This window comes from Nonomuraea sp. NPDC049480, from assembly GCF_044465905.1.
GTDB lineage: Bacteria > Actinomycetota > Actinomycetes > Streptosporangiales > Streptosporangiaceae > Nonomuraea.
Genome location: NZ_JBITMD010000001.1, coordinates 718,639 through 742,548, shown reverse-complemented (window position 1 = coordinate 742,548; position 23,910 = coordinate 718,639). Strand labels below are relative to the sequence as shown.

The following is a 23,910-nucleotide window of genomic DNA, read 5'->3' as shown; positions in this document are numbered from 1 at the left end:
GGGCGGAGGAACCGGCCCGTTCGGGCCGGCCGAGACTGCCGGCCGAGACTGCCGGCCGAGACTGTCGGCCGAGACTGCCGGCCCAGGCGGCCGGCCCAGGCGGCCGCTTCGGCCGGGCGGCAGCTGGTCGGATCGGGGCTTTCGCCGGGCGCGGAATCGGGCGGCCGGGTCGTAGTGGGGCGGTTTGGTCCTGGGACGGAGCCAGCCGGGTCGTCGCATGGATACCTTTGGAGGCATGCTTCGACGGATCGGCACGGCAACCCTCCTCGTGATCGCTCTCGCCGCCTGCGGCGGTGGCGGCGGCCCTGCGGCCGCCACCCCGAGCGGGGGCAAGGCCGCGCCGCCCGCTCAGACCACGCCACCCCCGCAGAGCCCGCCCCAGACGCGGGCCCAGCCGAGCCCGGTCGAGCGCACGCTGTCGAAGATGAGCGTCGAGGAGAAGGTCGGCCAGCTGCTCATGCCCGTCCTGTACGGCACGTCCGCCGACACGGTCTCGGGCGAGAACCAGGCCAGATACGCCGCCCAGACCCCCGCCAAGGTGATCGCGAAATACCACCTGGGCGGCGTGATCCTCTTCCCGCACAACGTCAAGAGCGTCGGCCAGGTCGTCGGCCTGACCAACGGCCTGCAGCGGGCGTCGAAGGGGGTCCCGCTCCTGATCGGCACCGACCAGGAGAACGGCCTGGTGTCGCGGATGTCCGCGCTGATGACCGACTTCCCCGGCGCGTCCCGGATCGGCGCCACCAAGGACCTGGACCTGTCGCGCGCCGTGGCCAAGGCGACCGGCGAGGAGTTGCGCGTCCTCGGCGTGAACCTGGACTTCGCCCCGGTCGCCGACGTCAACGTCAACCCGGATAACCCCGTGATCGGCACGCGGGCGTTCGGCAAGGACCCGCAGCGGGTGGCCACGATGGTCGCCGCGGCGGTCAAGGGGTTCGCCGACGCCGAGGTGGCGGCCACCGCCAAGCACTTCCCCGGGCACGGCGACACCACCGTCGACAGCCACACCGGGCTGCCCGTGATCAAGCACACGAAGGCGCAGTGGGAGAAGATCGACGCGCCGCCGTTCAAGGCCGCGATCGACGCAGGGGTGGACGCCGTGATGAGCGCCCACATCGTCTTCCCCAAGCTCGACCCGTCGGGCGACCCGGCGACGCTGTCCAAGCCCATCCTGACCGGCCTGCTCAGGCAGAAGCTCGGCTTCAAGGGCGTGATCTCCACCGACGCGCTCAACATGGCGGGCGTGCGCCAGAAGTACAACGACGGTGAGATCGCCGTACGCGCCGTGCTGGCCGGGGCCGATCTGCTGCTCATGCCGAACGACCTGTCCAAGGCCTATCAGGCGGTGCTGGCGGCGGTGAAGTCCGGCCGGATCAGCAAGGAGCGCCTCGACCAGTCGGTCACCCGGCTGCTCACGCTCAAGCAGGAGAGGGGACTGCTGGCCAAGGCGCCCGTCGCGTCCGCGGAGGAGGCGGCCGGCGTGCTGCGCTCCGCCGAGCACCGCAAGCTGGCCGCCCGGGCCGGGCGCTAGTGCTCGCCGTGCAGCCCGCCGGCGATGAACATCGAGGCCAGCACGGCGAACAGGAACGCCTGGAGGAACTGGATGAGCATCTCCAGCGCGGTCATCAGGATCGTCATCACCACGCCCAGGATGCCCAGGCCCACGCCGAGCGGGGTGAGCTGCTCGAACAGGAACCAGAATCCCACCGAGCTGAAGAAGGCGACGATGATGTGGCCGGCGAACATGTTGGCGAACAGCCGGAGGAAGTGGGTGAACAGCGAGTTGATGAACACCTCGGCCAGGATCAGCGGGGCGTAGAGCCCGTAGGCCCAGCCGGGCAGCCCCGGCAGGTGCACGATGCCCTTCAGGTAGCCGCGCACGCCGTGGTGCCGGACGCCGAGGTAGACCTTGATGCCGTACACGCTGACCGCCAGCACGATGGGGAAGGCGATGTGCGCGGCGACGGGAAACTGGATGAGCGGGATGATGCCCATCAGGTTCCACACGAGGACGGTCAGGAAGATGGTGAGGAGGAGGCCCATCCATCGGTCGGCGTCCTTGCCGAGGGTGGGCCGGGCGATCTGGTCGCGTACGAACATGTAGGCGTACTCGCCGATGCTCTGCCAGCCCCGTGGCACGAGCTTCGGCTTGGCGAACGCGGCCCAGCACACGGCCATGATGACGACCGAGCTGAGCAGGGCGATCAGCACCGGCTTGGTGAACCACGCGGGTCCGCCGGAGATGATCGGGGAGAACTGGAAGAGGTCGAGGCCCGGGGCGTGCCACTGGTCAGGGGAGGCGAACAGGCCATCGGAGGTGATCAGGATCGTCGTCCGCACGGCGGTCCCTTCTGGGTAGCGTCCTTTGCGCTGGAAGATCACCCTAACGACCGAATTGGTCGACCCTTTTTGGTGGTATCTGGTCAGGCGTCACGCCGTCGCAGCAGCAGCCCTCCAAGGAGCAGGGCCGCGGCCGTCCACGCGGCGAGCACGCCCAGGCCCGCCCATGGGGAGAGGGGCAGGACGGCGGCGTCGGTGGTGGCCTGGATCGCCAGCCCGGCGTTCGAAGGGGAGAGGCTCCAGAGAAGGCGCTGCGTGTCCTCGTCGGCGATCATGTGGATGACGATCGGGAACAGGTAGAGCAGGCCGAGCACGATGCCGGTGGCCGCCGCGGAGTCCCGCACGGCGATGGCGATCCCCAGGCTGAACAGGGCGATCAGCGCGAGATAGAGCACCGAGCCGATGGCGGCCCGCAGCGTCGGGCCGTCGGCCAGGGACAGCGGCGGGTAGCCGTGCGCCGGCGTGAAGCCGCTGCCCGGCAGGAGCAGCCGCCCGGCCAGCACGGACCCGGCCACCGCGACCGTCCCCGCCGCCAGCGTCAGGCCGGTGAGCACGCCTGCCTTGGCGGCCAGCACGGTGGTCCGGCGCGGCATCGCGGCCAGGCTGATGCGGATCAGGCCGGTGCTGTACTCACCGCAGACCGCCATCACGACCAGCAGGGCGACCATGGCCTGGCCCAGGTACACACCCATGAGGCCGAGCCGGGTGGCGTCGTGGCCGCAGCCGGCCGACCCGCAGGTCGCGACGGCGGCCGCCACGGCGCTCAAGGCCACGGTCAGCTCGGCCATCCCGGCCAGCAGCCAGCCGGGTCCGGGCATGGTACGCAGCTTCGTCCACTCGGCGTGGAGCTCCGCCCTCATACGTCGCTCCTGCGCAGGCGGCGCGCGGCCAGGGCGAGGGCCAGGGCCGTGTAGCCGCACAGCACGGCGAAGCCGGCCCAGGGCGGGAGCGGGTAGTAGCCGGCCGCCGGGGCGTAGTGGGAGAGCACCTGCGGATACTCGGGCACGCTCTGCTGGACCGCGAAGCCTGCGGCCGGGGTGATCCGCAGCAGCCAGTCCGACACGGACTCCGGCAGGAGGGACGCGGTCGCGAGCACGTACGGGACCAGGATCGCCACGATGGCCACGATGACGGCCATCGCGCTGCGCCGGAACAGCGCGCCCAGCGCGAGGGCGAGCACGGCGGACAGGGCCAGCACCGCCGCGACCCCGGCGATCACCCGCAGCTCGGTGAGCATGGTCACCGGCAGGATGTGGATGTTGTTTCCCTCGGAGATCCGGCGCGCGATCGGGAGCGTCACGGCGGTGGCGGCCAACGTGGCCACGAAGGTGACCACGCCGACCACGACGGCCTTGGCCGCCAGCACCCGGCCGCGCCGCGGGCTGGCCAGCAGCGTGGTGCGGATCAGGTGCCGGCGGTACTCGGCGGTCACGAACAGCACCGCCACGACGATCACGGCGATCAGCGCGACCATCGCGCTGGTCAGCGTGCGCTCGATGGAGGTCTCTTCCGTGAGCGGGGCGATGTCCCCGACTCCGGTGATGGTGAACGTGCCGCCGGAGTGCTCAAGCCTGCCCGGGTGATGGGGCGTCACCCCGTCGAGCCCCGTCGTGACTCCGATGTCGTCGCGCTTCCAGGTGCCGCCGGTGCCCTCGCCCCGCAGGCTGACCTCGTCCATCACGGCGGTCGCCTCCGTGAAGCGCGACGCCGCGATGGAGCCGCCGATCACGTTCGACGACACCGTCAGATCGCCGGGGGAGGCGGCGAAGAGCCCGATGCGGACCTGCGCCGGCAGCCCGGCCAGGCGAACTGTGCCGACCTTGGTCCACTGCCTGCCGTCAGGCGATTCCTCGCCGGTGATCGTCTCGCCGCTGCGGGTCAGCCGCAACCAGCGCGGGGACTCCGGCGAGACGCCCCCGGGGCGGCCCGCCACGTCCTCGGTGAAGTTGTGCTGCATCCGGGTGCCGTGGCTGCCCGTGACCATCACGGCCGCGTAGGGGGCGCCTTGTTCGATGCTCTCCTTGATCATGACGCCGGCTTTCGCCCAGGGCACGACGCCGCTGACGACGTGTCTGATGCCAGGGGTGACGTCCGGCTTGCGGATCTGTCCCGTCATGGAGTTCACACGCACGGTGATGGCGCCGTCCCCGTTCAGCGGCTGGTGCGTGAAGTAGAACCGGTCTCTCACAGCCTCGCCGCCCGGACCGGTCGGAGGGACCGGGCAGGGGACCTCGACCGTGCCCTTCATACATGAGGAGTGGCTGCCTGACGCGGAGACCAGCCCCAGCGCCAGGACGAGCAGCGCCGCGACCGCCAGCCCGGCCGTCCAGCCGCGTACCGTGCGGAACTTCGTCCATTCCGCGTGCAGCAGCTGCGCGAAGCCGTCGCGCCCGTCCCGCACCTGCGAACGATAAGGCGTCATCGCGGCGTCCCCCTGAACTCGACGGCGTCCCTGGTCAGGTCCAGGTACGCCTCCTCCAGCGTGGCCCGGTGCGCGGCCACCTCGGAGAACGGGATCGACTGGCCGCCGAGCAGCTGGACGACGTGCTCGGCGGCCAGTCCGGAGACGGTGAGCGTGTCCCTGTCCGTGACGGTCACGGTGGCGCCCGCGTGGGCCAGCGCCCGCATGGCCTCCGGCCGCGCCGGCGTACGCAGTGTCACCCGGCCGTTCGACGCGGCTGTGATCAGGTCGGCCACGCCGGCGTCCGCCACCACCCGGCCCCGGCCCACCACCACGAGATGGCCGGCGGTGTCCTGGAGCTCGCTCATCAGGTGGCTGGACACCAGCACGGCCCGCCCTTCGGCGGCCAGCGACCGCAGGAAGCCGCGGATCCACACGATGCCCTCGGGGTCCAGGCCGTTGAACGGCTCGTCCAGCATGAGCACCGGCGGGTCGCCGAGCAGCGCCGCGGCGATCCCGAGTCGCTGGCGCATGCCCAGCGAGAACCCGCCCGCCTTCCGCCTCGCCGCCGATCCCAGCCCGGCCAGCTCCAGGACCTCGTCCACCCGGCGGGCGCCGAGCCCTTGGGAGTGGGCCAGCCACAGCAGGTGGTTGCGCGCGGTGCGGCTCGGCTGCAGCGCGCCGGCGTCCAGGAGGGCGCCGACGTGGCGCAGGGGGGTGCGCAGGCTCGCGTACGGCTGCCCGCCGATCAGCGCCTGGCCCTCGTCGGCCGCGTCCAGGCCGAGCGCCACCCGCATCGTGGTGGACTTGCCCGCCCCGTTCGGCCCCACGAACCCGGTGACCTGACCGGGCAGCACGGTGAACGACATCCCGTCCAGCGCCAGGGTATGGCCGAACCGCTTACGCAGCCCGGTGACTTCGATGGTTGCTTCCACGCCAGGCAGACTAGGCAGCGGGCGCAGCCGTGGTCGTCACGCGGGGGAGCGATCTTCGCCGTCGCTGGCGGCAGCTACGGCGGGTCCCTCCCACGAGGGATGCCAGGACGGCTTATGCCCGTGACAATGGCTTTTGTGCAGCGAGTGCGAGACGGGGGCGGCCGGTGGGCCGGGTGGGGGCGCCGGATCGCGACCAGGTTCCCGCAGGCCACCCGGTACGCGCCCGTCTGGGCCGGCGTGCTGCCGGCGCTGCTCGCGGTGGCGGAGGTTGTCTTCCAGGGCGGCAGCACGACGCAGCCCGCGCTCGGAGAGACGGTCAGCGCGCCCGCGGGGGATCCGCACGGACACCTCGGCGCCCCATCATCGGCGGCGTCCACGGGCGGACCCGTGCCGACCGCTGCCGGAGGGACTGTCCCAGGCCCCGGTGACGCCCCGGCCGACGGCGCACCGCCGGCGGGGGCCGCTGACGGGCCGCTCTACGTCATGATCTTCGCCCTGCTGGCCCTGGCCGGCACGCTCCCGCTGCCCCTTCTCTGGGCCCAGCCGCTGGTGGCCGCGGTCCTGGTCAGCGGGGCGAGCGTGCTGTCGATCGCGGCCTTCCACACGCTGACCGTGGCCGGGATGGTCGCGCAGCTGATCACCGCCTACCGGTGCGGCCGCCATGCGCGCCCGGTTCCGGCCCTGCTCGTGGCCGTGCCGTTCCCGCTGATCGCCATGGTGCTGGAGCTCGTGGGCCAGGTGGGCGACCGGCTGCGGGTCCTCACGCTGCTGCTGGCCTGCCTGGCCCCCGTCGCGGCGCTCGCCGGGATCGCCCGCCGGGCCCACGGCAAGGCGCTGGCCGAGACCGCCGCGCAACAGGTCGTCGCGGACAGCCTGCTGGAGCACACCGCCCGCGGCGAGCGCGCGCGCATCGCCCGGGAGCTGCACGACGTCGTCGCCCACCACATCTCCATGGTCGCCGTGCAGGCGGAGACCGCCCGGCTGGCCGTTCCCGGAATGCCGGCCGCGGGCGCGGAGCGGCTGCTGGCGATCGGCGACACCGCCAGGGCCGCGCTGACCGAGATGCGGCGGCTGCTCGGCGTGCTGCGCGAGGACGCCGAGGCCGAGGCGACCTGGCGGCCGCAGCCCGGCCTGCGCCTGCACGAGCTCAACGAGCTGCTCGACGAGGCTCGCGAGGCGTCCGGCAGCAGCACCCGGCTCATCCTCCGCGGCGTCCCGGCCGAGCTCGACCCGGGGGTGGAGCTGGCGGCGTACCGGATCATCCAGGAAGCCCTGACCAACGCGCGGCGGCACGCGTCCGGCGCGGCCGTCGACGTGGAGCTGCACTACACTGACGACGCCCTGCGGCTGGCCGTGCGTGACAACGGGCCCGGACCGGCCGGCGAGGAGACGACCGGGCACGGCCTGTCCGGCATGCGTGAGCGCGCCGCGGCCGTCGGCGGCGAGCTGCGCACCGGCCCCGCGCCAGGCGGCGGCTTCCTCGTCGAGGTCCGGCTGCCGGGAAGGGACGAGAGCGCATGATCCGCCTACCGGGAGAGGACGCCGGCGTTCCATGATCCGCATCGTCATCGCCGACGATCATCTGGTCGTCCGCACGGGGTTCGCCGAGTTGCTCGACACCCAGCCGGACTTCGAGGTCGCCGGCACCGCGGCCGACGGTGCCGAGGCGGTGCGGATCTGCCGCGAGCTGGCCCCCGACGTCGTGCTCATGGACGTACGCATGCCCGGCATGGGTGGCATCGAGGCCACCAGGGAGCTGGCCGGACCCGACGGCCCGCGGGTGCTCATCCTGACGACGTTCGACCTGGACGAGTACGTCTACGACGCGCTACGCGCCGGAGCCAGCGGCTTCCTGCTCAAGGACGTCACCGCCGAGCGGCTGTTCGACGCCGTACGCGTCATCGCGGCCGGCGAGGCGCTGCTGGCCCCGGCCGTCACCAGGCGCCTCATCAGCGAGTTCGCCCGCCTGGGCCCGCGAGCCGACGCGTCCGTGGCCGCGCTGTCCACGCTCACCCCGCGCGAGACCCAGGTGCTCCGGCTGGTCGCCGAGGGGTTGTCCAATCCCGAGATAGCGACCCGGCTCATGGTCACCGAGGAGACGGTCAAGACCCACGTGAGCCGGGTGCTGAACAAGCTGGGGCTGCGCGACAGGACGCAGGCGGTCGTCGCCGCGTACGAGACGGGCCTGGTCGTGCCGCGCAGCCGGTCATGAATCAGAAGTCGAACTTGTCAATGTTGTCCTTGTTGAACACGGTCGGCTTGCCGAGCAGCACCTCGCCCTTCGCGCCGATCGTGTACTCGCCGAGCTTGCCGGCCTTGAACTTCTCGCCCTCGGCGCCGGTGATCTGCCCGGAGGCCAGGGCGGCGGCCGCGTACGAGGCCAGGTAGCCCAGGTCGGCCGGGTTCCACAGCTCGAACGCCTCGATGGTCCCGTCCTTGACGAACTTCCGCAGCTGGTTGGGCGTGCCGAGCCCGGTCAGCTTGACCTTGCCCTTGTACGGCGAGTCCGACAGGTAGCGGGCGGCCGCCGCGATGCCCACCGTGGTGGGCGAGATGATGCCCGCCAGGTCCGGGTACGAGCGCAGGAGTCCCTGGGTCTCGGTGAACGACTTCTGGTCGTCGTCGTTGCCGTAGGCGACCTTGACGAGCTCCATGTCCTTGTACTCGGGCTTCTTGAGCTCGTCCTTCATGAACTCGATCCAGGTGTTCTGGTTGGTCGCGTTCGGCGTGGCGGACAGGACGGCGATCTTGCCCTTGTGGCCGATCTGCTCGGCCAGGAGCTGCACCTCGGTACGGCCGAGGTCCTCGGGGCTGGCCTGGTTGACGAACACGTCGCGGCCGTCGGGGGCGGTGTCGGAGTCGTAGCTGACGACCTTGATCCCGGCCGCCTTGGCCTGCTTGAGCGCGGGCACGACGGCGTTCGGGTCGTTGGCGGAGATGACGATGGCGTCCTGCTTCTGCTGCATCAGCGTGTTGATGTAGGACACCTGCGAGGACGCGTTGGCGTCGGAGGGCCCGACCTCCTTGCCCTCGCCGCCGAACTCCTTGGCCGCCTCGATGCCGCCGTTGTCGGCGATCGTGAAGTACGGGTTGTTGACCTGCTTCGGCAGGAAGGCGATCTTCAAGCCCTGCTTGAGCGGGGCGTTCGGGTCGGCCGCGGCCGACGACGCGGCGGTGGCGGCCGGGGCGGAGGACTGCTCCTGCTGGACGTCGCTCCTTGTGGTGCCGCCGCCGCACGCGGCAGTCATCAGAACGAGCCCGGCCAGGAGAGCTGTGTGCCGCCAGGGGGTACGCGTAGTCATGAAACGGACTTCCCTTCCATTTGTGGTGATGTGCGCCGCCGCCAGAACGCCCCCAAGTTCGGCGCCAGCACGGATGCGACGAGCAGCAGGCCCGTCACGAAGTTGAGGACCTCATTGGCTACGTCCGCGAGGATCAGCGCGTTGCGTACGACGCCGAGCAGCAGCACCGCCATCAGGACCCCGGGCAGCGTTCCCCGGCCGCCGAAGATCGACACCCCGCCCAGCAGCACGGCGGCCACCACGGCCAGTTCCAGGCCGACGCCGTTGTCGGCGCGGGCGCTGGCGTACCTGAACGTGTAGACCAGGGACGCCAGCGAGGCCATGACCCCGGAGGCCACGAACAGCCAGAACTTGATCCGCTTGACCCGGATGCCGGAGAAGTACGCGGCCTCCTCGTTCGAGCCGAGCGCGAAGATCGATCGGCCGAGGCCCGTCGCGTGCAGCACCACGGCCGCAACCGCCGCCAGCACCGCGACCAGCACCGTCATCAGCGGGACCGGGCCGACCGAGGCCGTCGCCAGGCTGGTGTAGGCGGGCGGCAGGTCGGCGACCGCCTGGTCGCCGAGCATCACGTACGCCAGGCCGCGGAACAGGGCGAACGTCCCGATCGTCACCGCCAGCGAGGGCAGGCCGAGCCGGGTGACGAGCAGGCCGTTCAGAGCGCCGCACGCGGCTCCGACCAGCAGGCAGATCGGCATGATCATCTCGATCGAGAGTCCCGCGTTCCACAGCCAGCCGAGCACGGCGCAGGACAGGCCCAGTGTGGACGCCACGGACAGGTCGATCTCGGCCGCGACGATGACCAAGGTCATGGTCAGGGCCATGAGGGCGATCTCGGTGGTGTCGAGGAGCAGGAACGAGACGTTGGAGCCGTTGGCGAACCCATCCACGCCCAGCGACGCCCAGACAGCGACGCCGACGAGCAGGGCGAGGATCAGGCCCTCCCAGCGGCGGGCGACCTTCCCAAGGTCAACGCTCATCGAAACACCTCCAACGATCGACCGCCCCGGAACAGGGCCAACCAATGCCACTCCGCCGCCCAGCAGGGCGCCGCCCCTTTGTGCCTGAATCAGCGGTCATCGTGGAACCTCCGGCGGCGGAGCGCGGCGGCGACGCGCAGGGCGAGCACCCGGTCGAGGACGATGGCGGCGATCAGCAGGGCGCCGTTGATGGCGGTCTGCGCCAGCGCGTCCACTCGCAGCACGGCCAGCGCGCTGGTGATGCCGGTCAGCAGCAGCGCCCCCAGCGCGGCTCCGTACACGGTGCCGCTGCCGCCGAAGATCGCCACGCCGCCCACCACCACGGCCGCGACCACGTCGAGCTCCTTGCCGGTGGCCACGGTCGCGTCCACGGTTCCGAAGCGGGCGGCCCACATGACCCCCGCGAGCCCGGCCAGCGCGCCGCTGGCGACGAACGCCGCGGTGATCCTGCGCCGGACCTGGATCCCGGCCAGCATCGCGGCCTCGGGGCTGGAACCGATGGCGTACAGCTCGCGGCCGGAGCGCAGGTTGCGCAGCATCCAGCCGACGACCAGCAGCACGGCCAGGGCGACCAGCGCGGGCAGCGGCACCCCGAGCACCGAGCGCGTGCCCAGGGCCAGGAAGGCGTCAGGCATGTCGGCGGCGTTCACCTGCCGGCCGCCCGCCCAGGCGTAGTCGATGCCGCGGAAGGCGTACAGGGTGCCGAGCGTGGCCACCAGCGCGGGCACCTTGGCGGCCCCGACGAGCAGCCCGTTGACGGCCCCGCAGACCGCGCCGAGCACCACGCACCCGGCGATCACGACCGGGATCGGCACGCCGGGGTGGTCGGCGAGCACCAGCGCGCCGCCGAACGCCGACAGGCCCACCACGGAGCTGACCGACAGGTCCACGTTCCGGGTGATCACGACGAGGGTCTGGCCGACGGCGAGCAGGGCGATAATGGCTGAGTTGAGCAGGATGTCGCGCAGGCTGGCGTAGGTCAGGAAGCTCGGGTTCACCGCGCCCGTGACGCCGAACAGGACGGCCAGGGCGACCACGATGCCCAGCTCGCGCACCCGGGCGACCCGGTCCACGAGCCGCCTCCCGCTGTTGCGCGTGGCCGTCTCCGTCTTGGTGGCTGTGGTGGTCACGCGACGCTCCTTCCGGTCGCTGCCGCCATCACGGTCTCCTCCGTCGCGTCCGCGCGGTCGATCTCGGCCACCAGCCGTCCTTCGTGCATGACCAGCACCCGGTCCGCCATGCCCAGCACCTCGGGCAGCTCTGACGAGATCATCAGCACCGCCACCCCGTTGCCCGCCAGCTCCGACAGCAGCCGGTGCACCTCGGCCTTGGTGCCCACGTCGATCCCGCGCGTAGGCTCGTCCACGATGAGCACCGACGGCTTGCGCGCCAGCCACTTGGCCAGGACGACCTTCTGCTGGTTGCCGCCGGACAGCACGTTCACCGCGTCCGTCAGGCGGGCGAACTTCAGTTGCAGCCGCACCGCCCAGTCCCTGGCCCGCTCCCGCTCGGCGAGCCGCGAGATCAGCGGGCCGCGGTGCAGGGCGGCGAGGCCGGCGAGCCCGATGTTGCGCTCGATGGACAGGTCCATGACCAGGCCCTGCTGCCGCCGGTCCTCGGGGACCAGCGCCAGCCCGGCCGCCATCGCCGCGGTGGGGCTGGCGGACCGCAGCCGCTTCCCGTCCACCTCCACGCTTCCGGCGTCCCACCGGTCGATGCCGAAGACGGCCCTGGCGACCTCGCTGCGGCCGGCCCCGACCAGGCCGGCCAGAGCGACGATCTCGCCCCGTCGTACCTCGAACGACACGTCGGTGAAGACGCCTTCGCGGGTGAGCCGGCGTACGCTGAGCGCCACCTCTCCCACGTCCGTCTCCTGCTTGGGGAACAGGGCCTCCAGCTCCCTGCCCACCATGCGGCGTACCAGGTCGTCGGGGGTGATGTCGGCGATCATGTCGGCGGCGACGAAGGCGCCGTCGCGCAGCGTGGTGACCCGCTGGCACAGCTCGAAGATCTCCTCCAGCCGGTGCGAGATGAACAGCACCGCGCACCCCTGCTCGCGCAGCGCCTTGGCCACGCCGAACAGCCGGGCGACCTCCTTGCCGGACAGCGCGGCGGTGGGCTCGTCCATGATGAGCACCCGCGCCTGCCGCGACAGCGCCTTGGCGATCTCCACGAGCTGCTGGTCCGCGATCGACAGGCCGCGGGCCGGCTGGTCGGGGTCGAGCTGCACGCCGAGCCGGGTGAACAGCTCGGCGGCGGCCGTCCGCATGGCCCGCCGGTCGATGCCGAGGCGGGCGCGCGGCTGGCGGCCCATGAAGATGTTCTCCGTGACCGACAGGTCGGGGAACAGGGTCGGCTCCTGGAAGATCACCGCGACCCCGGCCTTCTGCGCGTCCGCCGGCCCGGCGAACTCCACCGGCGCGCCGTCCAGCAGGATCTGCCCGGAGTCGGGCCGGTGCACGCCCGAGAGGATCTTCACGAGCGTGGACTTGCCCGCGCCGTTCTCGCCGGCGAGGGCATGCGCCTCGCCGGCGTACAGCTCTAGAGAGACCTCGCGTACGGCGCGCACCGCGCCGAACGCCTTACTGACCCGTGAGAGGGACAGGACGGGAGTATGATCCATCCGACTTTCCCGGAAAAATCGTTTTAATCGGTGGGAGGAAAGTAAGGCAGCGACCGGCAGCGCGTCAATGACCAGTTAACGGGAGATTTCACAAGAGATCCGATGGACACGGGCCTTGAGTGAATTGTTACGTTTTAACAACTTCACTCGAGGGAAGCGGCGTCGGGCAGCCATCGCGGCGGTACCTGCCAGGCGCCATGCCGTACTCCCGCTTGAACGCGTTGGCGAAGGCGAACTCCGACCCGTAGCCCACCCGGGCGGCGATCTCGCTCAGCGGCGCGTCCGTCTCCCGCAGCAGGCGGCCCGCACTGGCCAGCCGCCACCAGGTGAGGTATGTCAACGGCGGCTGCCCCACCAGCGCGGCGAACCGGCGCGCGAAGGCCGCCCGCGACAGCCCCGCCTGTGAGCCGAGCTCCGCCACCGTCCACGCGCGCGCGGGGTCGCGGTGCATCGCGTCGAGCGAGGCGCTGATGCCCGGATCGGCCAGCGCCGCCGCCCACCCCGAGACCTCGCACTGCCCGTGCTCGGCCTCGAACCAGGCCCGCAGGATGAACAGTAAGAGCATGTCCAGCAGGGAAGAGACGACCGTGTCGGCGCCCAGGCGCGGGTGCTGGACCTCGGCGCCCAGTAACTCCACAGCGGCGCGCAGCTCGGGATGGAGCCCGAGCCTGGCCGGCAGGTGGATCATCTCGGGCAGGTCCCGCAGGACCGGGTGAGCCCGGGCCGGGTCGAGCCGGTATCCGCCGCACAGCAGCACCGTGGCCGCGCCCGGGCCGTCGATCGACGCGGAGGTGAACAGGTCGCCGTCCTCCAGCGGGTCGCACTCCGGCTCGGCCACCGGCGTGGACGGGTTGTCAGCCATGGCGTAGCCGTGTCCGTGGGGGAAGAAGAGCACGTCGCCCACGGACAGCACGATCGGCTGCCCGTCCGGCGGGAGCAGCCAGCCTGACCCCTGCAGGACCACCTGGAACCCGGCCGACCCCGGAACGGCGGGGAAGCGCTGCCCCCAGGGGGCGTGCCATGCGACGCGGGCCGAGCGGGGCTGCCCGGTGCGCATGATGGCGATCACATCGCTGAGCACGTCCATAGCGGAACACTACCTTGCGAGACGTTGACGTATGAATTGCAGATCATGACGCATTGGTCATCTCTCTTTACGCCTCTACGGTTGCTGACAACGAAAGAGGTGCCTGATGAGCCGAGTCTTGGTGACCGGCGCGACCGGAACGGTCGGCCGGCATGTGGTGGAGCTGTTGCGGGAGGCGGGGGCCGAGGTCACGACCCTGAGCAGGAGCACAGGGGATCTGACCGATCCCGGGTCGCTGCCGCTGGACGAGGTGGACGCGGTGTACCTGGTGTGGCCGTTCGCCACGGCCGAAGGGGCACGGGAGATGGTCGAGGCCGTCGCGTCGCGGGCCCGGCGGATGGTCTACCTGTCCTCGGCCGCGCTGCGCGACCACGAACGCGAGGTCGAGCGGCTGATCGAGGGGTCGGGCGCGGAATGGACGTTCCTGCGCCCGCACGCCTTCGCGGCCAACGCGCTGCGGTGGGCCCGCCACGTGCGGGCGGGAACGGTACGCGGCGCGTACGGCTCGGCCGCCGCGCCGGTGGTGCACGAGCGGGACATCGCCGCCGTGGCGGTACGGGCGCTGCTGGACGACGGGCACCACGGCGCCGCCTACGAGCTCACCGGCCCCGAATCGATCGCCCAGGCCGCACAGGTGCGGATCATCTCCGAGGTCACCGGGATCCCGGCCCGCTGGGAGGAGGTCCCGCTGGAGCGCGCCCGGGCGGACCTGCTGGCCAAGGGCTGGCCTCCCGGCGTGGTGGACGAGGTGCTGCGGGCGCAGGCGGCCGAACCCGCGCCGGTCACCTCGACGGTCGAGGAGGTCACCAAGGCCCCGGCGCGGACGTTCCGTGAGTGGGCGGCCGAGCACGCCGGCGACTTCCGCACCGTCCCCGGGGCGCCGCCCACGATGCGGGCGGCCCGCATCCGCCGGTTCGGGGACGCCTCCGAGATCCGCCAGGAGGAGACGCCCCCGCCCCGGCCCGGCCCCGGAGAGGTCCTCATCGAGGTGGCCGCCACGGCGTTCAATCCCTCGGAGGTCGGCCTGCGTTCGGGGCTGCTGCCCGAGGTGTTCCAGGCGAGCCTGCCGCACACGCTCGGCTGGGACGTCTCCGGCACGGTCGTGGAGACCGGCGCGGGCGTCGGCTCCCTGGCCCCGGGCGACCGGGTCTACGGCCTGGTGAGCGGCGCGGCGGCCGAGTACGCCGTGGCACCCGCGGACCTCCTGGCCAGGGCGCCGGAGAGCATTCCGCTCGCCGACGCCGCCGCCGTCCCCGTGGCCGGGCTCACCGCCTGGCAGGCGGTCTTCGACCACGCCCGCATCACCAAGGGTCAGCGCGTGCTGATCAACGGTGCGGGCGGCGGGGTCGGCGTGTTCGCCGTGCAGTTCGCCAAGCTGGCGGGCGCGCACGTGACCGCCACGGCGAGCCCGCGCAGCGCCGCCGCGGTGAAACAGCACGGTGCGGACGAGGTGATCGACTACACCGCGGTCCCGCTGCCCGGCGACATGGACGTGCTGCTGAACCTGATCCCGGTCCCCGGGGACGCGGCCAGGGAGTTGGCCGGGCTCGCCCGGATGATCGTCACGATCGCCACCCCGATCGAGGGCGGCACGCATTTCGTCATGCGGAACGAGCCCGAGCAGCTCGCCCGGATGGCGGCCCTGATCGACGCGGGAAACCTCGCAGTCGAGATCGCGGAGTCACACCCGCTGTCCGAGCTCGCCGAAATCCACCGAAGAGCGGAGTCAGGCGACATCCGCGGAAAAATCACGATCTATCTTTGAGGAAGCAATAAATGATCAAGATTGGCATCATCATCGGCAGCACCCGCCCGGGCCGCAACGGGGAGAACGTGGCCCGCTGGGTCCACGACCTGGCGGTCAAGCGGGACGACGCCCATTTCGAGCTGATCGACCTGGCCGGCTTCGCCCTGCCCCACCTCGACGAGCCCATGCCGGCCGCCATGAGCCAGTACGCTCACGACCACACCCGGGCATGGTCGGAGCACATCGCCTCTTTCGACGGCTTCGTCTTCGTCACTCCGGAGTACAACCACTCCACCTCCGGCTCGCTGAAGAACGCCATCGACTACCTGTACGACGAATGGCAGGACAAGGCCGCGGGGCTGGTCAGCTACGGCGTGGACGGCGGCGTCCGGGCGGCCGAGCATCTCAGGCAGGTGCTCGGCCAGCTCAAGGTGGCTGACGTGCCGGCGCAGGTCGCGCTCTCACTGCAGCACGATTTCGAGGGCTTCACGGTCTTCCGGCCCGCCGAGCGGCAGGAGGCCATGGTCGCCACCATGCTCGACCAGGTCGTGGCCTGGAGCAGCGCGCTCAAGCCACTCAGGACTGCGGCCTGAAGTGCTGGAGCACCTCCGGGTTGGCCATCGCGTCCGGGTTGGCGGCCTCCTCCACAGGCGTGCCGAGCAGGATCTTGCGGACCGGAACCTCCAGCTTCTTGCCCGAAAGGGTGCGGGGGATGCCGGGAACGACGCGGATCTCGTTCGGCACGTGCCGGGGCGACAGTTCGGTACGCAGCGCGTCGCACAGCGTCCGTTCCAGCGATTCGGTGAGCGTGGCGCCTTCGGCGAGCGTCACGTACAGGAGGAGCCTTCCTTCCTGGCCGAGCTGCCCCGTGTCGATCACGAGGCTGTCGGCGATCTCCTCGAACCGCTCGACCACCCGGTAGAACTCGCTGGTGCCCATCCGGACGCCGCCCCGGTTGAGCGTCGAGTCCGAGCGGCCGTAGATCACGCAGCTGCCGTCCTCGTTGATCTTGATCCAGTCGCCGTGCCGCCACACGCCGGGATAGACGTCGAAGTAGCTCTCGGCGTACCGCTCGCCGGAGGGGTCGTTCCAGAACATCACCGGCATGGACGGCATCGGTTGCGTCAGCACCAGCTCGCCCACCTCGCCGGTGATCGGCTTGCCCAGGGGGTCGTACGACTCCACCTTCGCCCCCAGCGACCGGCACGGGATGATCCCCGCCCGGATCGGATGGAGCACGGTCGCCCCGACGAACCCCGTGCACACGTCGGTACCGCCGGAGAACGACCCGATCGGAACCCCGGGCAACTGCTCGGCCACCCACGCGAACCCCTCGGGCGGCAGCGGCGACCCGGTCGAGCCGATGCCCCGCAGCCGCTCCAGACCGGACGGCTGGATGCCGGCCTTCAGTGAGGCCATGATGTACGGCGCCCCGACCCCGAAGTACGTCACCCCTTCCGAGTGGGCGATCCGCCACAGCGTGGTGGGCGACGGATGCGTGGCCGAGCCGTCGTACATCACCGGCACGGCCCCCACCAGCAAGGCGCCGACGAGGTAGTTCCACATCATCCAGCCCGTGGTGGTGTACCAGAAGAACACATCGCCCTCGCCCAGATCCTGGTGGAACGAGAGCGACTTGAGGTGCTCCAGCACGACGCCGCCGTGGCCGTGCACGATCGGCTTCGGCAGCCCGGTCGTGCCGCTGGAGTAGAGGATCCACAGGGGATGGCCGAACGGAACCCGCTCGAACTCCAGCGGCCCCTCCTCGGCCCGTAGCCCCTCCCAGCCGATCACCTCGCCTTGGGGCAGCTCCTCGGTGTGCGCCGGGGTGGGCTCGGCCTGCTGAGGCGCGCGGCCCTCGTCAGCCGCCGCCAGATACGGGATCCACACGGTCGCGCGCAGCGAGGGCAGTTCGGAGGCGATCTCGTTGACCGCGTGCGAGCGGTCGTAGCCCTTGCCGTTGTAGTGGTAGCCGTCGACCGCGATGAGCACCTTGGGCTCGATCTGCTTGAACCGGTCGACGATGCTCGGCACCCCGAAGTCGGGCGAGCCGGCCGACCAGATCGCGCCCAGCGAGGCCGTGGCGAGGAAGGCGATCAGCGCCTGCGGGATGTTCGGCAGGTAGCCGGCCACCCGGTCGCCGCGCCGCACACCGAGCCGGGCCAGCCCGGCCCGGACGCGGGCGACCTCCTCGCGCAGCTCGGCGTAGGTCAGCTCCTGCCGGGCGCCGTCCTCGGACACGAAGACGAGGGCGGTGCCCTCGGTGCGGCGCAGCGCGTTCTCGGCGTAGTTGAGCGAGCTCCCGGCGAACCATGTGGCATCGGGCATCGTCCCGGACAGGACGGGCCCGGCGCCGCGCTCCCCGATCACGTCGAAGTAGTCCCAGATCGACGCCCAGAACTCCTCGGGACGATCGACGGACCACCGCCACACGTCCTCGTAGGCCTCACCCGGCCGCCCCAGCCACTCCAGGTAGCGGGTCAGCCTGGCCTTCGCGATCACCTCTTCGCTCGGCTCCCAGAGAAGCTCGCCCTCAGCAACCATGTGCCCCATCCTGTCGCGCGATCAATGGAGAGTCATACCTGTACCCTCCACACAACTAGCTATCTCCGTAGGTGGTCCACCGCCATACGCGCCGCCGTGCCAATGACGGCGTCCGCCCGCGGCTGGATGAGCGCGGTGCTGAAGGACCGGGTGAAGACCGCCACCGCGTAGCGCCTGCCGTCGGGGTATTCGACGACGCCGGACTCGGTGCGCAGCGTCGGCAGCGTGCCGGTCTTGCCGCTGACCGCGACGTCGTCGTACGGGAAGCCGGAGGCCAGCCGGTGCGGCCACACCTGCATGTTGAGCACCGTACGCATCCAGGCGCACGACGCCCGCGAGGCCGCCTCGTCCCGCCAGATCAGCCCGAACAGCCGCGCCATCTCGCGCGGGGTGCTGCGGTTGGCCCGCGCGGGGTCGAGCGCGCTCAGCCGTGCCACCTCGTCCGGATCCAGGTACGGCCACCCGTGCCCGGTGTCCCTGCGCATGCTGTCATTGAAGTCCCTGCAGCTCTGCGTCACCCGGGTCGCCTCCAGCCCGAACTTGGCCAGCATGGCGTTGACCGCGTCGATCCCCACCCGGCCGAGCAGCACGTCGGCCGAGCTGTTGTCGCTCACCGCGATCATCAGGTACGCCAGGTCGCGCAGCGAGATCGTCACGTCGTCGAGCATCGCCGAGATCCCCGTCGGCCCCGTCACCCGGTCGCCGGCCGTCACCGTCACCCTGCCGGTGGGGTCGAGCAGCCCGGCGTCGGCCTGCCGGCAGAACTCGACCAGCAGCGGCACCTTGAACATCGACGCCGTGGGCAGCCGCTCGTCGGCCCCGTGGCCGACCTCCCGCCCGGAGTCGATGTCGGCCGCGTACAGCCAGCCGGTGACGCCCGCCACGCGGAACAGCGTCTCGAAGTCGGGCCCCCTCATGCCATCATCCCCGGCCTGCGGCTGATCCGCCGCGGGGGCACGGCGCCGTCGTCGCTCATCCCGGCGCTCTCCTTCAACGTCCGTACGGCCACGGCCGAGAAATCGCCGACCAGCTCATTGACGGGGGCCGTCGTCACACGCCAGGCCGTGGAGACCCGGCACGCGATCGGCGAGCCTAGCAGCGGCCGCCAGGCCAGCCCCGGGACCTCGACCCGCGGCCCGAACGCCACCGCCGCGCCCGCCAGCACCAACCCCAGACCGGCGCCCTGGTGCACCTGCGGGGGCACGTAGCCGTGGCGGCGGCACTCCGACAACATCTCGGCGTGCATGCCCGGCTCGCCCTCCTTGGGCGGCATCAGCAGCTCCCGCCCGGCGAGATCGGCCAGGTGCACCTCGCCGACCCCGGCCAGCGGATCACCGGCCGCCAGCAGCACGCCCTGGAGCTGGACGAGGACCTCGCCGAACCGCAGGCCGGGCGCGGACACGGGATGGCGTACGAGGCCGATGTCGATCGTCCCTTCGGCCAGCGCGGTCACCTGGTCGGCAGTCCAGATCTCGGCGGGCGCGAGGCGTACCTCGGGGTTGGTCTGGCGGAAACCCGCGACCAGGGCGGCGATCACGGCGGCGGCCAGGTCGGGCGGCACGCCGACCTTGAGCACGGCGCCCTCGCCGTGCCTGGCCAGCTCGTGCAGCCGGTCCACCCTGGCCACGATCTCGCGGGCCTCGGCCAGCAGCAGCCGGCCCGACTCGGTGAGCCGCACCTGGCGGGCCGAGCGGTCGAACAGCCTGGTGCCGAGCTCCTCCTCCAGGCGCTTGATGCGCTGGCTGAGCGGCGGCTGCGCCATGCCGAGCCGGATCGCGGCGTTGCCGAAGTGGAGTTCCTCCGCCACCGCGATGAAGTAGCGAAGATGGCGGACCAGGTCCATGACCGGCCACTATATCCAGATTTATATGTATGAAACCGTCATATCAGTATTGGACACCACCGTCGCGGCTCTGGTGTCCTCTGCCTCATGGCACCACAAACGGGGACACCATACGCCTACCTCCAGCCGGAGCTGCCGGCCCGGCGACGGCGCCGCCGATGGCCGTGGATCACGGCGGCGATCCTGGTCCCGGTCGTCGCGGCGGGAGGCGTGGTCTGGGCGCTGCGCACGGAGGGTTCGCCGGAGGAGACGGCCGACCGGTATCTGACGGCCTGGACCGCGCAGGACTACGCCGCCATGCGTGCGCTCGTCGCCGACCCTCCGGCCGGCTTCGAGGCCTGGCACAAGCGCTTCCGCACCGACCTCAAGGTCACCGACGCCGCCTTCCGCCGCCCTCTCCCCTCGGGGGTCTTCGCGGCGTCCGGCCAGGACGTCCAAGGCTTCTCGGCCAAGCTGACCGGCGGACGGGACTGGACGTACAGCGGTGAGCTCAAGCTCGTCGAACGTGGCCGCGCCTGGAAGGTCGCCTGGACCCCGGCCACCCTCCACCCCTTGCTCAAGGAGGGCCGCTCGCTGCGCGTGGTGGCGGTCAAGGCGGAACCGCCGCGGGTCCTGGCCGCCGACGGCACCCAGGTCAACACGCCGGAAGCGCCCGGCTCGGTGCAGCAGCTCGTCGAGGGGCTCAAGCAGTCGTACCCGGATGGCTTCAACCCTCTGAACCGCTCCAGGATCGACCTCTACCAAGGGGACAAGGCCATCCAGACCGTCGTCGAATCAGACGGGACCGCGCCGTTCGAGACGACGATCGACCTGGCGGTCCACCGCGCCGGGGCCGAGGCCCTTGAGGGGGTGCGCAAGCCGGCCTCGCTGGTGGCGCTACGGGCATCGACCGGGGAGATCCTCGCGGTGGTCAACAAACCGGGCGGGTTCAATCGGGCGCTGCTCGGCAAGTACCCGCCGGGGTCGACGTTCAAGGTCGTGACGGCAGCGGCGCTGGTCGCGGGCGGGGCCGAGCCGCGGGAGCAGGTCACGTGCCCGGCCGAGAAGAACATCGGCGGTTTCCCGTTCCACAACGCCGGCTTCAAGGACTACGGCACGCTGTCGTTCCAGGAGGCCTTCGCCCACTCCTGCAACACCACGTTCGGCGAGATGAGCGTGGCCGCGCTGAACGGCGGCCGGCTGGCGGAGGTCGCGCGGAGCTTCGGCTTCGGCATCCCGATCAGCCCCGGCGTGGCCGCCGTACGCGCCGAGTTCCCCGACCCCAAGGACGACACCGACCTGGCCTCCGCCTCGATCGGCCAGGGCCGGGTGCTGGCGAGCCCGCTCAACATGGCCTCGGTGGCCGCCGCCATCGCCTCGGGCGCCTGGATCCCGCCCCGCCTCGTCACCGCGGGCAAGGACGACCGCCCCCGCCCGCTGGAGCGCCCCGTGGTGGCGGCCCTGCGCGAACTCATGCCCGCCGTCGTCACGGACGGCACCGCCAACGCCGTACGTTTCCCGCCCGGCACCGCCGGCAAGACCGGCACGGCCGAGTACGGCTCCGGCAAGGAGCCACCCGCCCACTCCTGGTTCATCGGCTACCGGGACGACCTGGCCTTCGCCGTGATCGTCGAGGGCGGCGGCGCCGGCTCCGCGGTGGCCGCCCCGATCGCGGCCCGCTTCCTCAACGCCCTGCCCTAGGCGCGCGACCGCATCACGGAAGAACGTGTTGTTCACCTGCGGTATCAACCTCGTATATACCAAGTCATATGAAGTCCGGTACGCGGCTGACCAGCCTCGACCTCAACCTGCTGCTCTCGCTGGACGCCCTCCTGCAGGAGCGCAACGTCACCCGGGCCGCGGCGCGGCTCGGTCTGAGTCAGCCCGCCGTCAGCGCCGCCCTGGGCCGGCTGCGCAGGCACTTCGGCGACGAGCTGCTCCACCGGGTCGGCAACCGCTACGAGCTCACGCCGCTCGCGACCCAGCTCGCCGAGCGCGCCGGCGCCGCGCTGGCCGGGGTGGAGCGGGTCTTCGCGGCCGTGCCCGACTTCGATCCGGCGACCTCGGAACGCGAGTTCACGCTGGTCATGTCCGACTACGCCACCGTCGTGCTCGGCCAGGCCGTCTCCGCGGTGCTGGCCGAGCGGGCGCCGGGCGTGCGGCTGCGGCTGGAGCAGCCCACCGTCGCCGCCGTCGACCACGCCGCCGAGACGCTGCGCACCGTCGACGGCATGGTGCTGCCGCACGGCTACCTGAGCGACCTGCCCTGCGTCGACCTGTACGAGGACGCCTGGGTCTGCATCGTCGCCGCCGGCAACCCGGCCGTGGGGGAGCGGCTCACCATGGAGAATCTCGAACGGCTGCCGTGGGTGTTCGTGTACCACCGCCCGACCGCGTACACGCCCGCGGACCGGCAGCTCGCCTGGCTGGGCACCGAGCCGCGCGTCCGGATCGTCGTGGACAGCTTCTCCGCCGTGCCGCCGATGGTCGCGGGCAGTGACCGGATCGCGCTCCTGCAGGCCCGCCTCGCCCGCCGGCTCGCCAAGGCGCTCGACATCAGGGTGCTGCCCTGCCCATTCGATGTGGCGCCGTTGGTCGAGGCGATGTGGTGGCATCCGATGTACCACCACGACGCGGCGCACCGCTGGCTGCGCGGCCTGCTGTGCGAGGCAGCCGCCACGCTGGAGCCGCAGCTTGGGTGAGCGTCCGTCACGGCTCATCAACGCCACGGATATGTGCCCGAAACAAAAGTGATTTCCGCTCGCCGCCCCTGCGCTGCTGCACTGCACGTCACACGGTGATGCGCGGCCCTCCCCGGCGCCGCCCGCACCGCACGACGTCAACCCTGCTCGGAGGGGACATGCCCGACTCAACGCCCGTAGCGGCGGGCCACGCCACCAGCGGCACCCGTACGGCCGGCCGATCGCAGGCCGTGATCCTGCTGTTCGCCAGTTGCCTGTCCGTCCTCGGCGCCGTGCTGCTGGCTCCTGTGCTGCCGCGGATGCAACAGGCGTTCGCGAGCACGCCGGGGGTCGAGGTCCTGGTGCCGATCGCCCTGACCGTTCCCGCCCTGGTGATCGGGTTGCTTTCGCCGTTCGCGGGCGCCGTCGTGGACCGCTTCGGCCGCAAGCGGCTCCTCGTCGGCGCACTGATCGGCTACGCGCTCTTCGGCACCGCGCCGCTGTGGCTCGACGCGCTGCCGCTCATCGTCGCCAGCCGGGCCGGCGTCGGCGTCGCCGAGGCCGCCATCATGACCTGCTGCACCACGCTCATCGCCGACTACTTCAGCGGGCGCGACCGGGACCGCTATCTCGGCCTGCAGACCGTGTTCACGAGCCTGTCCGCCGTGCTGTTCTTCGGCCTCGGCGGCGCGCTCGGCGACGTCGGCTGGCGAGCGCCGTTCTGGCTGTACGCCACCAGCCTCGTCCTCGCAGTTCTCGTGGCGCTGTTCGTCTGGCAGCCCGAGCGGCCGGCGGACGGTCACGAGCCCGCGCCGGGGGCCGCGGACGCGGGTGCGTTCCCCTGGCGGCTCCTGGCCGTTCCGTGCGCCGTCACGCTGTTCGGCGGGATCGTCTTCTACGCGCCGATCGTCGAGCTGCCCTTCGTCCTGTCCGGCATCGGGGTCACCTCCACCGCCGCCATCGGCCAGGTCAGCGCCGTCGCCGCGGTCGCCACCGCAGCCGGCGCCATCTCCTTCGCCCGAGTCGCCCGGCTCGGCACGCGGGTCCTGCTGCCCGTGGCCTTCGGACTGGCAGGCCTGGGACTCATCGGCATGGCGGCCGGTTCGTCCGTCGTCGTGGTCGCCGCCGGGGCGACGGTCGCCAGTGCCGGCACCGGCCTGCTCCTGCCCACCCTGCTCACCTGGGCGATCTCCCCGTTGCACTTCGCGCAGCGCGGGCGCGGGACCGGCCTGTGGACGGCGGCCTTCTTCATCGGCCAGTTCGTCTGCCCGCTCGGGATCCTGGCGGCCGGTGGGGCGCTGGGCGGACTGTCCGCCGCCCTGGTGCTGCTCGGCGCGGCCTCCGTCGTGAGCGGCGCCGCGGTGACGGCCGCCATGACGGCCCGCCGCGGCGCTCAGGCAGCGGGCTGAACGCCGACGGCTCCCCGACCTCACGGGCGGGCGCCGTCC

The 23,910-nt window shown here is 71.6% G+C and carries 20 protein-coding genes; 8 read left to right on the top strand and 12 right to left on the bottom strand.

The genetic code is table 11. The features are described from left to right. Window positions 1-235 precede the first annotated feature (235 nt). Complete coding sequence (gene nagZ / locus ACIBX3_RS03480; RefSeq protein WP_397112625.1) at window positions 236-1,531, top strand: beta-N-acetylhexosaminidase; 1,296 nt, start codon at window positions 236-238, stop codon at window positions 1,529-1,531. On the opposite strand, the gene ACIBX3_RS03475 is transcribed toward nagZ, so the two are convergent. From ACIBX3_RS03475 to ACIBX3_RS03460, 4 genes are all read right to left on the bottom strand, one after another. Then, entirely contained in the window at window positions 1,528-2,340 is an 813-nt protein-coding gene (locus ACIBX3_RS03475; protein ID WP_397112623.1) for a F0F1 ATP synthase subunit A, read from the bottom strand. The genes nagZ and ACIBX3_RS03475 overlap by 4 nt on opposite strands. A gap of 83 nt (window positions 2,341-2,423) precedes the next feature. Continuing rightward, window positions 2,424-3,200 (bottom strand): ABC transporter permease, encoded by a 777-nt coding sequence (locus ACIBX3_RS03470; RefSeq protein WP_397112621.1) that lies wholly within the window; start codon window positions 3,198-3,200, stop codon window positions 2,424-2,426. Then, window positions 3,197-4,762 (bottom strand): ABC transporter permease subunit, encoded by a 1,566-nt coding sequence (locus ACIBX3_RS03465; RefSeq protein ID WP_397112619.1) that lies wholly within the window; start codon window positions 4,760-4,762, stop codon window positions 3,197-3,199. Before ACIBX3_RS03465 ends, ACIBX3_RS03470 begins: the two co-directional genes overlap by 4 nt. Next, the gene (locus ACIBX3_RS03460; protein ID WP_397112617.1) at window positions 4,759-5,676 is read right to left on the bottom strand and encodes an ATP-binding cassette domain-containing protein; all 918 of its coding nucleotides are present in this window, start codon (window positions 5,674-5,676) and stop codon (window positions 4,759-4,761) included. The genes ACIBX3_RS03465 and ACIBX3_RS03460 overlap by 4 nt, the downstream gene beginning before the upstream one ends. A 135-nt stretch (window positions 5,677-5,811) precedes the next feature. Between ACIBX3_RS03460 and ACIBX3_RS03455 the strand changes: the two genes are divergently transcribed. Next, window positions 5,812-7,197: a sensor histidine kinase gene (locus ACIBX3_RS03455; RefSeq protein WP_397112615.1), complete on the top strand. Its 1,386-nt coding sequence runs from the start codon at window positions 5,812-5,814 to the stop codon at window positions 7,195-7,197. 31 nt (window positions 7,198-7,228) lie between these two features. Continuing rightward, a complete protein-coding gene (locus ACIBX3_RS03450) occupies window positions 7,229-7,888 on the top strand; it encodes a response regulator (protein ID WP_397112613.1) in 660 nt (219 codons plus the stop codon). Between the two features lies 1 nt (window position 7,889). Here ACIBX3_RS03450 and rhaS read toward each other — a convergent pair whose 3' ends face one another. The 5 genes from rhaS to ACIBX3_RS03425 form a co-directional block, all read right to left on the bottom strand. Continuing rightward, a complete protein-coding gene (rhaS, locus tag ACIBX3_RS03445; protein WP_397112611.1) occupies window positions 7,890-8,978 on the bottom strand; it encodes a rhamnose ABC transporter substrate-binding protein in 1,089 nt (362 codons plus the stop codon). After that, window positions 8,975-9,958, bottom strand: coding sequence for an ABC transporter permease (locus ACIBX3_RS03440; RefSeq protein ID WP_397112609.1), 984 nt, complete (start codon window positions 9,956-9,958; stop codon window positions 8,975-8,977). The genes rhaS and ACIBX3_RS03440 overlap by 4 nt, the downstream gene beginning before the upstream one ends. Before the next feature lie 89 nt (window positions 9,959-10,047). Continuing rightward, a complete protein-coding gene (locus ACIBX3_RS03435) occupies window positions 10,048-11,088 on the bottom strand; it encodes an ABC transporter permease (protein WP_397112607.1) in 1,041 nt (346 codons plus the stop codon). Continuing rightward, complete coding sequence (locus tag ACIBX3_RS03430) at window positions 11,085-12,581, bottom strand: sugar ABC transporter ATP-binding protein (RefSeq protein WP_397112605.1); 1,497 nt, start codon at window positions 12,579-12,581, stop codon at window positions 11,085-11,087. Before ACIBX3_RS03430 ends, ACIBX3_RS03435 begins: the two co-directional genes overlap by 4 nt. Before the next feature lie 127 nt (window positions 12,582-12,708). Beyond that, window positions 12,709-13,668, bottom strand: a complete 960-nt coding sequence (locus tag ACIBX3_RS03425) for an AraC family transcriptional regulator (protein WP_397112603.1) — start codon at window positions 13,666-13,668, stop codon at window positions 12,709-12,711. 106 nt (window positions 13,669-13,774) lie between these two features. On the opposite strand from ACIBX3_RS03425, the gene ACIBX3_RS03420 reads away from it, so the two are divergent. Continuing rightward, the gene (locus ACIBX3_RS03420) at window positions 13,775-15,433 is read left to right on the top strand and encodes an alcohol dehydrogenase catalytic domain-containing protein (RefSeq protein ID WP_397112601.1); all 1,659 of its coding nucleotides are present in this window, start codon (window positions 13,775-13,777) and stop codon (window positions 15,431-15,433) included. Window positions 15,434-15,444: 11 nt separating this feature from the next. Next, a complete protein-coding gene (locus tag ACIBX3_RS03415) occupies window positions 15,445-16,008 on the top strand; it encodes an NADPH-dependent FMN reductase (protein ID WP_397112599.1) in 564 nt (187 codons plus the stop codon). On the opposite strand, the gene ACIBX3_RS03410 is transcribed toward ACIBX3_RS03415, so the two are convergent. Genes ACIBX3_RS03410 through ACIBX3_RS03400 form a run of 3 tightly spaced genes read right to left on the bottom strand, consistent with a single transcriptional unit; the run spans window position 15,992 to window position 19,802 of the window. Then, window positions 15,992-17,959 (bottom strand): acetoacetate--CoA ligase, encoded by a 1,968-nt coding sequence (locus ACIBX3_RS03410; RefSeq protein ID WP_397112597.1) that lies wholly within the window; start codon window positions 17,957-17,959, stop codon window positions 15,992-15,994. The genes ACIBX3_RS03415 and ACIBX3_RS03410 overlap by 17 nt on opposite strands. Before the next feature lie 59 nt (window positions 17,960-18,018). After that, on the bottom strand, window positions 18,019-18,876 hold the full coding sequence (locus ACIBX3_RS03405) for a serine hydrolase (protein WP_397112595.1): 858 nt from the start codon (window positions 18,874-18,876) through the stop codon (window positions 18,019-18,021). Beyond that, window positions 18,873-19,802, bottom strand: coding sequence for a LysR family transcriptional regulator (locus ACIBX3_RS03400; RefSeq protein WP_397112593.1), 930 nt, complete (start codon window positions 19,800-19,802; stop codon window positions 18,873-18,875). The genes ACIBX3_RS03405 and ACIBX3_RS03400 overlap by 4 nt, the downstream gene beginning before the upstream one ends. An 87-nt stretch (window positions 19,803-19,889) precedes the next feature. Here ACIBX3_RS03400 and ACIBX3_RS03395 point away from each other — a divergent pair, with 87 nt between their 5' ends. From ACIBX3_RS03395 to ACIBX3_RS03385, 3 genes are all read left to right on the top strand, one after another. Next, a complete protein-coding gene (locus ACIBX3_RS03395) occupies window positions 19,890-21,482 on the top strand; it encodes a penicillin-binding transpeptidase domain-containing protein (protein ID WP_397112591.1) in 1,593 nt (530 codons plus the stop codon). Window positions 21,483-21,550: 68 nt separating this feature from the next. Next, window positions 21,551-22,483: a LysR family transcriptional regulator gene (locus tag ACIBX3_RS03390; RefSeq protein ID WP_397112589.1), complete on the top strand. Its 933-nt coding sequence runs from the start codon at window positions 21,551-21,553 to the stop codon at window positions 22,481-22,483. Window positions 22,484-22,641: 158 nt separating this feature from the next. After that, window positions 22,642-23,871 carry an MFS transporter gene (locus ACIBX3_RS03385; RefSeq protein ID WP_397112587.1) on the top strand — a complete coding sequence of 410 codons (1,230 nt, stop codon included), beginning with the start codon at window positions 22,642-22,644 and terminating at the stop codon, window positions 23,869-23,871. Window positions 23,872-23,910: the final 39 nt, after the last annotated feature.

Excerpts from the sequence above, each read along its gene's own strand:
- ACIBX3_RS03405 (WP_397112595.1), bottom strand. The coding sequence starts at position 18,876 with ATGAGGGGGCCCGACTTCGAGACGCTGTTCCGCGTGGCGGGCGTCACC.
- ACIBX3_RS03400 (WP_397112593.1), bottom strand. The coding sequence starts at position 19,802 with ATGGACCTGGTCCGCCATCTTCGCTACTTCATCGCGGTGGCGGAGGAA.
- ACIBX3_RS03425 (WP_397112603.1), bottom strand. The coding sequence starts at position 13,668 with ATGGACGTGCTCAGCGATGTGATCGCCATCATGCGCACCGGGCAGCCC.
- rhaS (WP_397112611.1), bottom strand. The coding sequence starts at position 8,978 with ATGACTACGCGTACCCCCTGGCGGCACACAGCTCTCCTGGCCGGGCTC.
- ACIBX3_RS03430 (WP_397112605.1), bottom strand. The coding sequence starts at position 12,581 with ATGGATCATACTCCCGTCCTGTCCCTCTCACGGGTCAGTAAGGCGTTC.
- ACIBX3_RS03450 (WP_397112613.1), top strand. The coding sequence starts at position 7,229 with ATGATCCGCATCGTCATCGCCGACGATCATCTGGTCGTCCGCACGGGG.
- nagZ (WP_397112625.1), top strand. The coding sequence starts at position 236 with ATGCTTCGACGGATCGGCACGGCAACCCTCCTCGTGATCGCTCTCGCC.
- ACIBX3_RS03385 (WP_397112587.1), top strand. The coding sequence starts at position 22,642 with ATGCCCGACTCAACGCCCGTAGCGGCGGGCCACGCCACCAGCGGCACC.
- ACIBX3_RS03410 (WP_397112597.1), bottom strand. The coding sequence starts at position 17,959 with ATGGTTGCTGAGGGCGAGCTTCTCTGGGAGCCGAGCGAAGAGGTGATC.
- ACIBX3_RS03470 (WP_397112621.1), bottom strand. The coding sequence starts at position 3,200 with ATGAGGGCGGAGCTCCACGCCGAGTGGACGAAGCTGCGTACCATGCCC.
- ACIBX3_RS03395 (WP_397112591.1), top strand. The coding sequence starts at position 19,890 with ATGGCACCACAAACGGGGACACCATACGCCTACCTCCAGCCGGAGCTG.
- ACIBX3_RS03420 (WP_397112601.1), top strand. The coding sequence starts at position 13,775 with ATGAGCCGAGTCTTGGTGACCGGCGCGACCGGAACGGTCGGCCGGCAT.
- ACIBX3_RS03440 (WP_397112609.1), bottom strand. The coding sequence starts at position 9,958 with ATGAGCGTTGACCTTGGGAAGGTCGCCCGCCGCTGGGAGGGCCTGATC.
- ACIBX3_RS03465 (WP_397112619.1), bottom strand. The coding sequence starts at position 4,762 with ATGACGCCTTATCGTTCGCAGGTGCGGGACGGGCGCGACGGCTTCGCG.
- ACIBX3_RS03415 (WP_397112599.1), top strand. The coding sequence starts at position 15,445 with ATGATCAAGATTGGCATCATCATCGGCAGCACCCGCCCGGGCCGCAAC.
- ACIBX3_RS03390 (WP_397112589.1), top strand. The coding sequence starts at position 21,551 with ATGAAGTCCGGTACGCGGCTGACCAGCCTCGACCTCAACCTGCTGCTC.